The organism is Actinacidiphila alni, from assembly GCF_900112845.1.
In the GTDB taxonomy this organism is placed as follows: domain Bacteria; phylum Actinomycetota; class Actinomycetes; order Streptomycetales; family Streptomycetaceae; genus Actinacidiphila; species Actinacidiphila alni.
Map to the genome: position 1 here is coordinate 220,910 of NZ_FONG01000007.1, position 13,976 is coordinate 234,885.

The 13,976-nt window shown below is 72.2% G+C and carries 12 protein-coding genes and 1 other RNA gene; 7 read left to right on the forward strand and 6 right to left on the reverse strand.

Annotated elements, in window-relative coordinates; genetic code table 11:
* Positions 1-9: 9 nt before the first annotated feature.
* From BM076_RS14130 to BM076_RS14140, 3 genes are read right to left on the reverse strand one after another with little or no spacing between them, the layout of a single operon-like run.
* Positions 10-819 (reverse strand): hypothetical protein, encoded by an 810-nt coding sequence (locus BM076_RS14130; RefSeq protein ID WP_218160069.1) that lies wholly within the window; start codon positions 817-819, stop codon positions 10-12.
* Positions 816-1,769, reverse strand: coding sequence for an ABC transporter ATP-binding protein (locus BM076_RS14135; RefSeq protein ID WP_093713845.1), 954 nt, complete (start codon positions 1,767-1,769; stop codon positions 816-818). Before BM076_RS14135 ends, BM076_RS14130 begins: the two co-directional genes overlap by 4 nt.
* The gene (locus tag BM076_RS14140) at positions 1,766-2,158 is read right to left on the reverse strand and encodes a GntR family transcriptional regulator (RefSeq protein ID WP_093713846.1); all 393 of its coding nucleotides are present in this window, start codon (positions 2,156-2,158) and stop codon (positions 1,766-1,768) included. The genes BM076_RS14135 and BM076_RS14140 overlap by 4 nt, the downstream gene beginning before the upstream one ends.
* Positions 2,159-2,583: 425 nt before the next feature.
* Between BM076_RS14140 and BM076_RS14145 the strand changes: the two genes are divergently transcribed.
* Positions 2,584-5,121 carry a carbohydrate-binding protein gene (locus BM076_RS14145; protein WP_093713993.1) on the forward strand — a complete coding sequence of 846 codons (2,538 nt, stop codon included), beginning with the start codon at positions 2,584-2,586 and terminating at the stop codon, positions 5,119-5,121.
* Between the two features lie 76 nt (positions 5,122-5,197).
* Entirely contained in the window at positions 5,198-6,328 is a 1,131-nt protein-coding gene (locus tag BM076_RS14150; RefSeq protein WP_093713847.1) for an SGNH/GDSL hydrolase family protein, read from the forward strand.
* 66 nt (positions 6,329-6,394) lie between these two features.
* Here the strand turns inward: BM076_RS14150 and BM076_RS14155 are convergent, their stop codons facing one another.
* Positions 6,395-7,114 carry a DUF2470 domain-containing protein gene (locus BM076_RS14155; RefSeq protein ID WP_093713848.1) on the reverse strand — a complete coding sequence of 240 codons (720 nt, stop codon included), beginning with the start codon at positions 7,112-7,114 and terminating at the stop codon, positions 6,395-6,397.
* Between the two features lie 293 nt (positions 7,115-7,407).
* Here BM076_RS14155 and mscL point away from each other — a divergent pair, with 293 nt between their 5' ends.
* The 5 genes from mscL (at position 7,408) to BM076_RS14180 (ending at position 11,894) form a co-directional block, all read left to right on the forward strand.
* Positions 7,408-7,875: a large conductance mechanosensitive channel protein MscL gene (gene mscL / locus BM076_RS14160; protein ID WP_093713849.1), complete on the forward strand. Its 468-nt coding sequence runs from the start codon at positions 7,408-7,410 to the stop codon at positions 7,873-7,875.
* A 228-nt stretch (positions 7,876-8,103) separates the two neighbouring features.
* On the forward strand, positions 8,104-9,078 hold the full coding sequence (locus tag BM076_RS14165) for an ATP-binding protein (protein WP_177246441.1): 975 nt from the start codon (positions 8,104-8,106) through the stop codon (positions 9,076-9,078).
* Between the two features lie 70 nt (positions 9,079-9,148).
* Complete coding sequence (locus BM076_RS14170) at positions 9,149-9,541, forward strand: SCO5389 family protein (RefSeq protein WP_093713850.1); 393 nt, start codon at positions 9,149-9,151, stop codon at positions 9,539-9,541.
* Between the two features lie 125 nt (positions 9,542-9,666).
* On the forward strand, positions 9,667-10,875 hold the full coding sequence (locus BM076_RS14175; RefSeq protein ID WP_093713995.1) for an NAD(P)/FAD-dependent oxidoreductase: 1,209 nt from the start codon (positions 9,667-9,669) through the stop codon (positions 10,873-10,875).
* Between the two features lie 86 nt (positions 10,876-10,961).
* Positions 10,962-11,894 (forward strand): RNA polymerase sigma-70 factor, encoded by a 933-nt coding sequence (locus BM076_RS14180; protein WP_093713851.1) that lies wholly within the window; start codon positions 10,962-10,964, stop codon positions 11,892-11,894.
* Positions 11,895-11,922: 28 nt separating this feature from the next.
* Here the strand turns inward: BM076_RS14180 and rnpB are convergent.
* An RNA gene (gene rnpB, locus BM076_RS14185) (RNase P RNA component class A) lies at positions 11,923-12,326 on the reverse strand.
* Between the two features lie 45 nt (positions 12,327-12,371).
* A complete protein-coding gene (locus BM076_RS14190; protein ID WP_093713852.1) occupies positions 12,372-13,841 on the reverse strand; it encodes an RNB domain-containing ribonuclease in 1,470 nt (489 codons plus the stop codon).
* Positions 13,842-13,976 lie beyond the last annotated feature (135 nt).

Consider the following 13,976-nt stretch of genomic DNA (forward strand, 5'->3'; position numbering starts at 1 on the left):
CAGCCCGTCTCAGACGGCCAGTCGGCGGATCGTCGCGAAGCCGCCGACGATCAGGACGACGACGGCCGCGGCGAGCAGCCCGGTGACGCCGGTGGCGGTGACGGCAGCGAAGAAGTGGCCGATCCGGTGCCAGCCGTGCGCCCAGGTGGTGACGACCGCGGCGAGCGCGAGCACGGTGAGCTGGGCCGCGCCGAAGGCGGTGCAGCCGGGCAGCCCGCCGCGCCGGAACACCAGGCCGTACCACATGCCGTAGACGAAGAGCAGGACGAAGACGACCGAGGCGGTGAGCCAGGACAGGTACCAGGGGCCGTCGAGGAGGTAGGGGACGCGGAAGTAGGCCATGTGCATGCCCCAGCCGCCGGTGGCGCGTTCGGCGATCTGGCCGACGCCGACCAGCAGTCCGAAGCAGGCCGCCATGGCGACGGCGAGCGCGGTGGCGCCGAGGAAGTAGGTGCGGCGGCTGACGCCGAGGGTGAGCGCGTACGGCAGCGCCCGGACGACGGACTGCACGCCGACGGTGAAGGTGACCAGGAAGACCGCGGCCAGGCCGCCGACCCAGCGGTGGTCGGTGTGGCCGGCCGGGGTGAGCCGCAGCACCACCACGTCCAGGACGAAGCCGAACGCGGCCCAGGCCCACGGCAGTACGAGATACATCATCCGGTCAAGCAGCAGATAGCGGACGACGGTGACGACCGCGCCGGGGGTGGTGCCCCGCCCCGTGCCCCGCCCCGTGCCGGGGGCCGCTCTGGGAATCCAGTTGGGCGCGGTGCGGCGGTCGGCGCCGGGGGCCGGCGAGGCGCCCTCGGGGTGAGTGGTCACAGTGCCCTCGCGGTGATCGGTGCGGTGCGGTCGGGGTGTGCGGCGGCGTGCACCGCGAGTTGCTGGATGCCGACGTCCTCCAGGCGCAGCCGCAGGTGCCCGGCCAGTTCGCGGTCGCGCGCGTCGAGCCTGCCGATCATCACGGCCCTGGCCTGCGCGCCCAGGGTGGTACGGCCGAGGGTCGGCCGCCCGGCCACGAAGCGGTCGACGCCGGCGGCCGGTCCCGAGACGGTGGTGGCGGCGCCGCGCAGATCGTCGGCGGGCGCGTCGAGGACGATCCGGCCGTGGTCGAGGACCAGGACGCGGTCGAGGAGTTCGGCGGCCTCGTCCACCAGGTGGGTGGAGAGCACGATGCGGCGCGGGTGGGCGGTGTAGTCGGCGAGCAGCTGGTCGTAGAAGAGAGTGCGGGCGACGGCGTCCAGGCCGGCGTACGGCTCGTCGAACAGGGTGAGTTCTGCGCGGGCGGCGAGGCCGACGATGATGCCGAGCGCGGTCCGCATACCGCGCGAGAGCTTCTTGATCGGCCGGTCCGGCGGGAGTTCGTACGCCTCCAGCAGCTCGGCCGCCAGCGCGTCGTCCCAATGGGGGTGCAACAGGGCCGCGGCGGCCAGTGCGTGACGGACCTTCAGATCCGGATACGTCTGGTCCTCGCGCACCAGGATCATCCGGCGCAGCACCGCGTCGTTCTCCCGCGGCGGTGCGCCGAAGACGTGGACGCGGCCCGCGGTGCCGAATTCCTGTCCGGCCAGGATCCGCATCAGGGTCGTCTTCCCGGCGCCGTTGCGCCCGACGAGGCCGGTGATGCCGGGGCCGGCGATGTCGAAGGTGACGTCGGACAGGGCCCGGTGGTCGCGGTAGTCGCGGCCGAGCCCGGCCACGGAGACCGCGATCGCGGAACCGGCCGAGCCGGTGGGGCCGGTCGGGGCGGTCGAAGGGGAAGCGGCGGTCATGACCTCTCCCCCACGGTCACGTCGGCGGCGGCCGACTCCTCGCGGACCAGGGCGAGCAGCTCGTCCACGTCGATGCCCAGCCGCGCGGCCTCGACGACCAGCGGCCGTACGTAGCGGTCGGCGAACCGCTGCCGCCGGGCGCGCACCAGCCGCTCGCGGGCGCCCTTGGCGACGAACATCCCGACGCCGCGCCGCTTTTCGACCAGGCCCTCGTCCGACAGGACGGTGAGACTGCGGGCCGCGGTGGCCGGGTTGACCCGGTAGAACGCGGCGAGTTCATTGCTCGACGCGATCCGTTCGCCCTCGCCGACCGTGCCGTCGGCGATCTGGTTCGCCAGCTCGGCGGCGATCTGGGCGAAGATCGGACCACTGTCGTCAAGGACTGCCATCCTGCCTCCCTTACTCAACTGGTTCCCTACCCTACTAATGAACCAGAGCGGGGCACAAGAAGACGCCAGGAAGAGAGGCAGGACGACGGAAGCGCGCGGGGGTGCGCGGAGGTACGGGGACTGGGGGCCGCCCTCGCCGAGCAGGGCTCTCAGCCGCGCCGACCGATGGTCATGTATCTGAACATCGGTTGAATTGGTGAACTTGCCGGGGCGAGACGCTAGTCCTGGGGCGACGGAAGGGTCAACCCCGGCGCATTGCTTTCACATGGATGAACGAACGTTGAGAAGTGTTTCTTTGTCTTCACTCTTGACCACAAAAGAAACACGACACCACACTGAGCGTCATCCCTCGCCGGGTGAACAGCTTCTCCACGCATCGCACGGGCACCGCTGCCGCACCGCAACGAGACGAGGAGCACCCCCCCATGACCGGACTGAACCGTCGCGACTTCCTCAAGGCAACCGGCGTCGGGTCCGCCGCACTGGCCCTGCCCCTGATCGGCGCCGCGGGCCGCGCGAGCGCCCATCCCGTACGCCCGATGGTGCTCAAGGGGAACGTCAACGCCTCCGGCGCCTGGCAGGTCACCGCGAGCGTCCTGGGCTGGACCTTCAGCGGCTCGGTCGGCTCCGCGGCCACCGGCATCACCACCGCCTCGGGCACCGACGCGGTCGGCGCGTACACCGAGACCACGTTCACCTTCCAGTCCGGCGCGCGCAAGGGCGGCATCCGCGTGTACGACGGCGCGTCGTCGGTCGTCTTCACCGACACGTACGTCAAGGCCGGCGCCAACGGCAATCCGTTCCCGACCTTCACCGGCTACCCCAAGCTCGCGCACACGCTCAGCCACAGCGACTGCTTCGGGCGGTTCCAGTTCAACACCTTCGCGGGCGCCTCGGACAGCCCCTGGGTGTTCTTCGACGACGCGGGCAACACCTTCGTGCTGTCGGCCGCGAACCACTTCCAGGAGGCGCAGACCTCCCGGGCGTCGAACGGCGCGATCGCGGCGGGGGTGATCAGCTCGGTCGGCACCCTGCCGGCCGGCTACACCCGGCAGACGATCCTGGCGCCCAAGGCCGGTGTCGGCGCCGCCCACCGCGCCTGGGGCGGTGCGCTGACCCGGCTCGCGGGCAAGCCGCTGCCCGCCAACGACGCGGGCCCGGTACTGGGCACCCTCGGCTACTGGACCGACAACGGGGCGGACTACTACTACAAGTTCGACCAGTCCAAGGGCTACACGGGCACCCTGCTGGCGGTCCGCGACGAGTGGGCGGCGCACAAGATCCCGATGGGCTACATGCAGCTCGACAGCTGGTGGTACCCCAAGGGCCCGAACAGCGACTGGAACGACCTGCCGGACGGCACCTCGCTCTACGAGGCGGACAAGACCCTCTTCCCCGACGGACTGTCCGCGTTCCAGAAGCAGTTGGGGATGCCGCTGGTCACGCACGCCCGCTGGATGGACAAGTCCAGCCCGTACCACGGCCAGTACACGTTCTCCAACGACATCATCACCGACCCGGCCTTCTGGCAGAAGACGATGTCGTACCTCAAGGACGGCGGCGTCATCGTCTACGAGCAGGACTGGCTGTGCAACAACGCCAAGCCCGCCGAGAATCTCAACGACGCCGACACGTTCTTCGACAACATGGCCCACCAGGCCACCGCCAACGGGATGGACATGCAGTACTGCATGGCGCTGCCCCGCGACTACCTGCAGAGCGTCCGCTACCCCAACCTCACCACCATCCGGGTCAGCGACGACCGCTTCGACCGGCCCAAGTGGGACATGTTCCTCTACGACTCGCAGCTCGCGGGCTCGCTCGGGGTGTGGCCGTGGGTCGACGTCTTCATGAGCGGCGAGATCAACAACCTGCTGCTGGCCAACCTGTCGGCCGGGCCGGTCGGCGTCGGCGACGCGCTCGGCAAGGTCAGCCCCGGCAACCTCTTCCAAGTGGTCCGCCCGGACGGCGTCATCGTCAAGCCGGACGCGCCGATCGTGCCCACCGACGCCACCTACGTCGGCGAGGCCGCCGGGAGGATGCCCGCCATGGTGGCGAGCACCTACGCCGTGCACGCCACCGGTCTGACGTACCGTTACGTCTTCGCCTACGCACGGCAGTTCGTGGCACCGCAGCAGCTCTACCAGGCGGAGGACGCGACGCTGTCGGGCGCGGTCGCCGCCTCCGACGAGTCCGGCTACAGCGGCAGCGGATACGCCGACTACCAGCACGCGGACGGCGATTACGTGGAGTGGACGGTGCAGGCGCCGTCCGCCGGCACGTACACGCTCCAATTCCGGTACGGGAACGCCTCGTTCACCGACCGCCCGCTCGCGATCTCGGTGAACGGCGGCGCCGCGCACGACCTGTCCTTCCCCTCCACCGGCTGGTGGACCTCGTGGAGCGTGGTCGGCACGACGGTGACGCTGGCCAAGGGCGCCAACACCGTACGGGCGACCGCCACCGGGTCCAGCGGCGGCAACATCGACTGGCTTGGCGTCACCAAGGGCTCGGTGGCCACCGGCATGTCGCAGAGCGCCTCCTTCTCGCTGCCGGAGATCGGCGTCGGCGGGCAGGCGTACGTCTACGACTACTACGCGCGCACCGGCACGCTGGTCGGTGCGGGCGGCAGGGTCAACGCCACCGTCGGCAACGGCACGTACTGGGTGATCGCCCCGGTGGGGCCGTCCGGCATCGCCTTCCTCGGCGACGCGGGCAAGTTCGTGGCGCACGGCGACAAGCGGATCAAGAACCTCAGCGACGACGGCAGCGTGCACACCACCGTCTCCTTCGCGGCCGGCGAGGGCCCCGTGACGCTGCACGGCTACGCGCCGCGCAAGCCGTCGGTGACCGCCACCACCGGCAGCGCGGGCACCGTCTCGTACAACACCTCCACCAAGCTCTTCACCGTCACCGCCACCGCGGGTTCCGGGAATCAGGCCGTCCTCACCATCGCGCCCTGACCGCCGCCCACCGCCCGGCTCCCCCCGGGCACCCCGCATCCCACCTGTGGACCGACACGGAAAGCTGGGCAGTGACATGAAGAGACTCCTCACCGGGGCGGCGGCGCTGGCCGTCGCCGCCCTGGGGGCGGTCGGCGCGCTCGCGCCGACCGCCGCGGCGGCGGGATCCGCGACCCCCGCACCGGCCGCCGCCGCATCCACCGCGTTACGCCTGATGCCGATGGGCGACTCGATCACCTGGGGCGTCGGCAGCAGCCTCGGCAACGGCTACCGGGTCCCGCTGCGGGACGAACTCACCGCCGAGGGCCATACGTTGGACCTCGTCGGCAGTATGCAGAGCGGCAGCATGACGGACCCGGACAACGAGGGCCACCGCGGCTGGCGCATCGACCAGATCGCGGGCATCGCCGACTCGGTGCTGCGCACCTACCGGCCCAATGTCGTCACGCTGATGATCGGCACCAACGACCTCAATCAGAACTACCAGGTGGCCACCGCCCCCGACCGGCTGCACGCGCTGGTCGACCGGATCACCGCCGACGTGCCGGGCGTCACCGTCCTGCTCGCCTCGCTGATCGTGTCGACCAACGCGGTCGAGGAGCCGTACCGCCCGGCCTTCAACCAGCAGGTGCCCGCGATCGTCCAGGCCGAGCAGGCCGCGGGCAAGCACGTCCGTTACGTGGACATGAGTGCGCTGACCACCGCCGACCTCTCGGACGCCCTGCACCCCAAGGACAGCGGCTACCAGAAGATGGCAGACGCCTTCCACACCGCGCTCGTGGCCGCCGACACGGCGGGCTGGATCGGCGCGCCCGGTCCCAGCGGTGTGGTGCGCTCCGGCATCGCGGGCAAGTGCCTCAACGACGGCCACGCCAGGACCGACAACGGCACGCCCATCGAACTGCGCGGCTGCAACAACACCAACGCCCAGTGGTGGACCCGCACGTCCGGCAACACCCTGCGCATCTACGGCAAGTGCGTGGACGCCGCCGGCGGCGGCACCGCCGAGGGCACCCTGATCCAGCTCTACGACTGCAACGGCACCGGCGCGCAGGTGTGGGAGCCGTACAACGGCGGTTACCGCAATCCGCAGTCCGGCCGCTGCCTGGACGACCCCAACTCCTCGACCGTGGACAACACCCAGTTGCGGCTGTGGAACTGCAACGGCACCAACGCTCAGAAGTGGACGGCCCTTCCGGTCACCTGACGGGAGTCCTCCCGGTCACCCGACGGGAGCCCCGCCGAATCATGACGGCCGCCATCGCGTCCGGCGTCAGGCCGGTTTGCGGTGGCGGCCCGCGTGGGCGAGCAACTCGTGCAGCCGGTGGCCGAGTTCGTCGGAGCCGGACAGCGGACGGGCGAACGGCAGCCGCACGTCGCGGCTGCGACGGAAGTAGTCCAGGCGCAGCACGATGCCGTAGCGGTCCAGCGCCAGCGGGGTGATGCGGGTGACGCCGAGCAAGTGGCGGGTCTCCAACAGGTGGGACAGCGCCTCGACATGGCCCCGGTGGTCGGCGACCAGGTGCAGCAGCAGCCGCGCCTCGGCGGTGGCGAGCGGATCGGGGCGGGCCGCGAGCAGCGCGGCGGGCTCGACGAGGACGGCGCCGCGTTCGTCGGTCGCGACGGCGATCTGCCGGACGTCGGCGCGCAGCGCCAGGGTGCCGTCCCGCTGACCGGAATCCGGCGCGTGCAGCCGCGCGGTGATCCGTACCCGGGCGCGGACCCGGCCGCGGACCGGGACCGGCGCGACATCCGTCCACTCCAGGACGACCGGCGTCTGACGGCCGGGTGCGCACAGCGTCTCGCCGACGATGTGGCAGTCGGCGGGGACCCGCAGACCGAGCGCGCCGTCGACGGTCACGGAGGCTCCGGTCATGATCTCCTCGCACGCTCCCGCGGTCGTGACGCTGAGGGAATTCGCGGCGGCGAGGACGCTGCGGACCCGCTCGGCGGGCTCGGGCTCGCAGCGGACGGCGGACTTGAGGATGCTCACACAACCCTCCAGAGACTTAGGTAAGGCTTACCTTAGTTACCCGGAGGGCTTTGCGCCAGCGGCCGTTCACCCCGATGTTCACCCCGGTGTTCGCTTCGATGCTCGCTCCGGCATTCACCCCGGTCTTCACCCCGACGGAGGCGACCCGGCCGCCACCGGTAGGAGTTTTCACCGGAACCGGTGACCGAAATGGACCGCGAGGACGGCCGGTCGGCAGCATGGCGAGTCGTCACATTCACGGCATCCACCCCACCCCTCACGGCTTTTCGCCACTTCCACGACTGGAGCATCCGGTGTTCAAGGGTTTCCGCAGCTTCCTGCTGCGCGGCAATGTGGTCGACCTCGCGGTCGGCATTGTCATCGGCGCGGCGTTCACCGCCGTCGTCACCGGATTCGTCACCGCCTTCCTCACCCCGCTGATCGGTGTCGCGACCGGCGCGGTCGGCGACTTCAGCAAGCAGGCGTTCACCGTCGCGGACACCACCTTCCCCTACGGCGCCTTCCTGAACGCGCTGATCAGCTTCCTGCTGGTCGCCGCCGTCATCTACTTCGCCGTGGTGCTGCCGGTGAGCAAGCTCCAGTCCCGCTTCAACCCGGTCAAGGACGAGCCGGTGGCCAAGACCGACTGCCCCGACTGCCTGAGCACCGTCCCGACCGCCGCGGTCCGCTGCGCCTTCTGCACCACCGAGCTGTCCGGCCGCCCCGGTTTCCCCGCGCAGGTCGCCCGCGCGGACGCCGGGCAGGGTGTGCACGCCGGCTGACCACCCGTCCCGGCACGTCCTCGGCGGCCTCCCGGCGCCACGGTGTGGCGCGCGTCCTCGCGACGCGGGCCGCGCCGTTTTTTCGTGCCGGACGGCCGTCCACGCATGCCGGACGGCCGTCGCTCTTCATACCGGACGGCCTTACGGGTGAGGCGATTTGACAGGGCGTCGGCGGCCCTGAAGTCTTATCCGTACTGAAACTCATTTCCATCTAAGGACGTTCCGGTTGTGAAGACCGCTTTCGTGGGCAAGGGCGGCAGTGGCAAGACCACCCTGTCCGCACTCTTCTCCCGCCATCTGGCCGCCGCCGGCGGCACCGTCGTCGCGGTGGACGCCGACATCAACCAGCACCTCGGCGTCGCCCTCGGCCTGGACGAGGACACGGCCGCGCGGCTGCCAGCGCTCGGCGGCCGGCTCGACGGGATCAAGGAGTATTTGCGCGGCACCAATCCGCTGATCGCGTCCGCCGCCGCCATGGTCAAGACCACGCCGCCCGGCCGCGGTTCACGGCTGCTGCGGCCCGGCGGCCCCGATCCGCTGCACAGCGAGATGGCCCGCGAGGTGTCCGGCGTCCTGCTGCTGGCCACCGGCGCCTTCGCCGAGGAGGACCTCGGCGTCGCCTGCTACCACTCCAAGGTCGGCGCGGTGGAGCTGTACCTCAACCACCTGGTCGACGGCCCGGACGAGCATGTCGTCGTCGACATGACGGCGGGCGCCGACGCCTTCGCCTCCGGTCTGTTCACCCGCTTCGACCAGACCTTCGTGGTCGCCGAGCCGACCCGCAAGGGCGTGTCGGTCTACCGGCAGTACCGCGACTACGCGGCCGAGTACGGTGTCGCGCTGGCCGTCGTCGGCAACAAGATCACCGGTCCCGACGACGTGGCCTTCCTGCGCGAGCACGTCGGCGACGACCTGCTGGTCTGCCTGGAGCAGTCCCCGTACGTCCGCGCCCAGGAGCAGGGCAGGCACGCGCCGTTGGGGCGACTCGAACCCGGCAATCTCGGCGCGCTCGACCGGATGCGCGCCGCCGTCGAGAGCCGCGCCAAGGACTGGGGCACCTACCAGGACCAGGCCGTCGCCTTCCACCTCAAGAACGCCGCCGCCTGGGCCAACCGGGCCACCGGCCAGGATCTCGCCGCGCAGGTCGACCCCGGATTCCGGCACGGCCCGGCGGCGCTGCTCGCGGACACCGCGGCGCACTGACGGCGTCCCGCGCACGTACCGCGTCACCCTCCCCGCGACCCCGCACACCCGCTACGAACGGAGCTTGCCCATGTCCCTCGACGTCTCCCCCGAACTGCTCGCCCAGGCCGAGGCCGGGGAGGTCGACGAGGCCGCCTTCGTCGACACCGTCCGGCTCTCGCTGCCGTACGCGTACGACATGATCGCCGGTCTCACCACGGCACTCGCCGCCGGTTCTGCCCCCTTCGCCGACAACACCGAGCCGCCGGCCACCGAGGCCGAGCGCGGCCAGCTGCTGCGCGCCCTGTCCAGCGACGCCATCCGCGGCAGCCTGGAACGCCACTTCGACGTCCGGCTCGCCTTCCAGAACTGCCACCGCGTGGCCGTCTTCCGCCCGGCCGACGCGCGGTCCGCCGCCTTCCGCGACTTCACCTCCGTCCGGTCCCAGCTGCTCAACCAGTCACCGGAGCTGCGGGACTGCTGACGGACCGCCGGCGCCGGGGCCGCCGCTGTGACCCGGGTCGCAGCGGCGGCCTGTCACGTACGGCGGTGGTCGTTTGTCCCATGGTCGTCACCGGCACGGGGCCGGTACCGAACGAGGGGAACGCCATGAACGCCACGAACGCGAGGCCGGACGGCCACCGCGTCGTCGTACTCGGCGCCGGCTACACCGGCATGTACACCGCCCTGCGGCTGGCGCACAGGACCCGCCGCGACGGAGTACGGATCACGCTGGTCAACCCGTCGGGCCGGTTCGTGGAACGGCTGCGCTCGCACCGGATCGCCGCCGGGCAGGAACTGGCCCACCACAAGATCCGGGACCTGCTCGCCGGCACCGGCATCACCTTCGTCGAGGGCACCGCCACCGCGATCGACCCCGCCGCGCGCCGCGTCACGGTCGACGGCGCCGCGCCGCCGGACCACGAGCTGCGCTACGAGACGCTCGTCCACGCGCTGGGCAGCGCCGCCGACACCGGGGCGGTGCCCGGCGCGGACGCGCACGCGTTCACCCTCGACAGCCCCGGTTCCGCCGGGCGGTTCGCCGCCCGGACCGCCGAACTCGCCGCGTCCGGCGGTGCGGTGACCGTCTGCGGCGGCGGCCTGACCGGCATCGAGGCGGCCACCGAGATCGCCGAGAGCCGGCCCGGTCTGCGCGTCACGCTGATCAGCTCTGACGAACCCGGCGGCATGATGGGCGCCGGGGCCAGGGCGTACGTGCGCCGCGCGCTCGACCGGCTCGGCGTCACCGTGGAGAGCGGCAGCCGGGTCGCCAAGGTGCTGCCCGGGGCCGTCGAACTGGCCGACGGCCGCACCGTACGCTCCGACGCCTGCCTGTGGACGGCCGGCGTGACCGTACCGCCGCTGGCCGCCGACGCCGGGTTCGCCACCGACGCGCGCGGCCGGATCGTCGTCGACGCGGCGCTGCGGTCGGTGTCCCACCCCGAGGTGCTGGCGATCGGTGACGCCGCGGCCGTCCGGATGGCCTGGGGCGAGATCCACGGCACCTGCCAGAGCGGGGTGCCCACCGCCCAGCAGGCCGCCGACACGATCGTGCGGCTGCTGCGCGGCAAGCCGGTCAGGCCGTTCCGCTTCGGTTACGTCCACCAGCCGGTCAGTCTCGGCCGCCGGGACGCGGTCATCCAGTTCACCAGGGCCGACGACACCCCGCGCCGGGCGTATCTCACCGGCCGCGCGGCGGTCGCGTACAAGGAGCTGGTCAGCGGCAGCCCGCTGGTCGTGTACCGGCTGAGCCGGCGCATGAATGTCTCCGCCAACTTCTTCAAGGGCGGCCGTGCCACCCGCAGGCCGGCCGTATGACGGGCGCGGCGTCGGCCGTCCCTGCGGCGCGCCGCGCGCCGGCCGGTGCGTTGCCGCGGGCGGCGCGGCGCTGGGAGCATGAGCCGATGACGGACGCGCGCGCGGGACAGGACCCGTACCTCGAACACCGCAGGCTGCTGTTCGCCACCGCCTACCGGATGCTCGGCACGGTCACCGACGCGGAGGACGTGCTCCAGGACACCTGGCTGAAGTGGAGCGCCGCCGACCGCGGCGCCGTCCGCCACCCCAAGGCGTATCTGGTGCGCACCGTCACCAATCTCTCGCTGAACCGCCTCACGTCGGCGCGCGCCACCCGCGAGACGTATGTCGGCCCCTGGCTGCCCGAACCCCTGCTCACCGCGCCGGACATCGCCTCGGACGCCGAGGTCGCCGACGCCGTCTCCACCGCGATCCTCGTCGTCCTGGAGACGCTGAGCCCGGTCGAGCGCGCCGTCTTCCTGCTCCGCGAGGTCTTCGGCTTCACGTACGCCGAGATCGGCGAGGCCGTCGACCGCCCGGAGGCGACCGTCCGGCAGACCGCGCACCGTGCCCGCGACCACGTCCGCGCCCGTACGCCCCGCTACGACACGGACGACGCCGAGCGCCGCCGGATCACCGACCGTTTCCTGCGTGCCTGCGCGGGCGGCGACCTCAACGCCGTGCTGGAACTCCTCGCCCCCGATGTGACCGCCTGGTCCGACGGCGGCGGCAAGGTCACGGCCGCGCGCCGCCCCCTGCACGGCACCGACCATGTCGCCCGGTGGATGCTCGGCTTCCTCGCCAAGCCGGAGCTGGCCGGTCTGTCCATGCGCACCGCGCCCATCAACGGCGAGCTGGGGATTCTCGCCGATCTCGGCGGGCAGCCGGTCGGCGCTCTCACCTTCGACCTCCTCGACGGCCGTATCCGCGCGCTGCGTTTCCAGGTCAACCCGGCCAAGCTCGCGGGCCTCCGGCCCGGGGGCGCCCTGGCGTCAGTGGGTGCGGGCGCGGGTCAGGATTCCGCCGGGCATCGGGAGTGACGCCCGGGACCCGTCATGGTGGGGGCGGCAGACGAGTCGAGCTGTACGCCGGATTTTGTCGCCGGGCGGCCTCGCGGCCGGCCGGGAGACGGCCATCCATCTAGGACCGGCGTTGCCGCCGGCCTCGTGCGGTCTACCCGCGGACTCGGGCGGGCAGCCCTCGAACGTCCGCGCAGAGCACCAAGCCTGGTGTTCCTTTTGACCTTGCTCCGGGTGGGGTTTACCTAGCCGTCCAGGTCACCCTGGACGCTGGTGGTCTCTTACACCACCGTTTCACCCTTACCGGGGACCGAGATCCCCGGCGGTCTGTTTTCTGTGGCACTGTCCCGCGGGTCACCCCGGGTGGCCGTTAGCCACCACCCTGCCCTGTGGAGTCCGGACGTTCCTCGGGAAGCCCCCGGAGGGGATTCACGCGGCCGCCCGCTCGGCTCGTCTGCCGTGTGGACCATGGTACTGGCTGGGAGCGGGGCCCGTGGATCAGGCCGGGGCGAACAGCACCTGGGCGGTGCCGGGGTCGGCGGCGGTGAGGCGGACGCGCAGCCGGCGGCCGAGCGGGAGGGGCGGGGCGCCGGGCGCGGAGGCGATCCGGGCGACGACGGCGGGGTCGTCCAGGTGGATGGTGCCCGAGCCCGGGTCGCCCTCCTTCACGTCGACCACATAGGCGTCGAAGACCTCGCCGACCCGGTCCTCGAGCAGGACGGACTCGATGAGGTCCACGCATCCGCGCTCGACGCGGTTGGCCCGCTGGGTGCCCTCGTTCATCTCCTTGGGGAGGGTGGGCAGCGCTTCCAGCACCCAGCCGGGCGGCTCCGTACCGGCCGCGACGGCGAGGCAGATCTCGCCCGCGTAGCGGTCCACGAGGCGGCGCAGCGGCGCGGTGCAGTGGGTGTACGGGGCGGCGACGGCCGCGTGCGTGGTGTGCTCGGGGAGCGGGCCCGCCCCGGGCCCGAAGACGGTGTAGCCCGCGCCGCGCAGCAGCGTCGTGCACTCCTGGAGGAAGGCGGCGTGGTGCGTGCGCCGCGGGTCGAGGGAGCGGATGACGGTGGCGTACGAGGTGCCGTCCGGCCAGTCGACGCCCAGCGCCCGCGCGACCCGCCGCAGCCGGGCGACCGAGCCGTCGGGCGCGGTCGGCAGCGTACGGAGCACGCCGACCGCGGCCGGGCCGTTCCCGCCGCCGAGCATCAGATCGGCGGCGGCCATCCCCGTCAGCAGCGAGATCTGCGCGTTCCAGCCGTCGGCGGGCAGCGGCGCCCGGTACTCCAGGACGTAGTCGCCGCCGTGCCCGGCGATCTCCTGCTCGGGCACGTTCAACGAGATGCCGCCGCGCGCCACTTCCATCGCCTCGCGCAGCCCGCCGATCTCCTTCAGCAGCGCGACCGGCTCCTCGGCCGTACCGGCGTCGATGGCGTGCTGGACGCCGGCGTAGTCGAGCCGGGCGCGGCTGCGGACCAGCGCCCTGCGGACGTCGGTCGCGGTCGTCGCGCCGTCCGCGTCGAGGTCGAGCCGCCACAGCAGCGCGGGCCTGACCTGGTCCGGCAGCAGGCTCGCGGCGCCCTCGCTCAGCTCCACCGGGTGCAGCGGGACCCGCTCGTCGGGGAAGTAGAGCGTGGTGACGCGGCGGTGCGCCTCGGTGTCCAGCGCGCCGCCGGGCGTCACGAAGGCGGCGACGTCGGCGATGGCGTAGTGCACGCGGTAGCCGCCGCCGGGCCGACGCTCCAGGTGCATGGCCTGGTCGAGATCGACGGAGCCCGGCGGGTCGACGGTGAACAGCGGCAGGTCGGTGGCGTCCGTCTCCGGCAGCCGGGGCGCCGCGGCGGCCGCCCGCGCCTCGGCGAGCACGGCGGGCGGGAAGCCCTCCGGCACCTCGAGGGTGGTGCGCAGCGCGGCCAGCGCGGTGCGCAGCGCCGTGCCGTCGGCGGCCGGGACGTGCAGGAGTCGGCGGGGCATACCGCGAGCGTACGGCGGCCTCGCGGACCTGTCCGGTGGGGCACGGCCGGACAGGTGCGTGCGCTCAGGGCGTACGGTGACGCGCGGGCCGGCCCCGATCAGGTCCTACTCTGGTGCGGGCCCACCGCACACCAG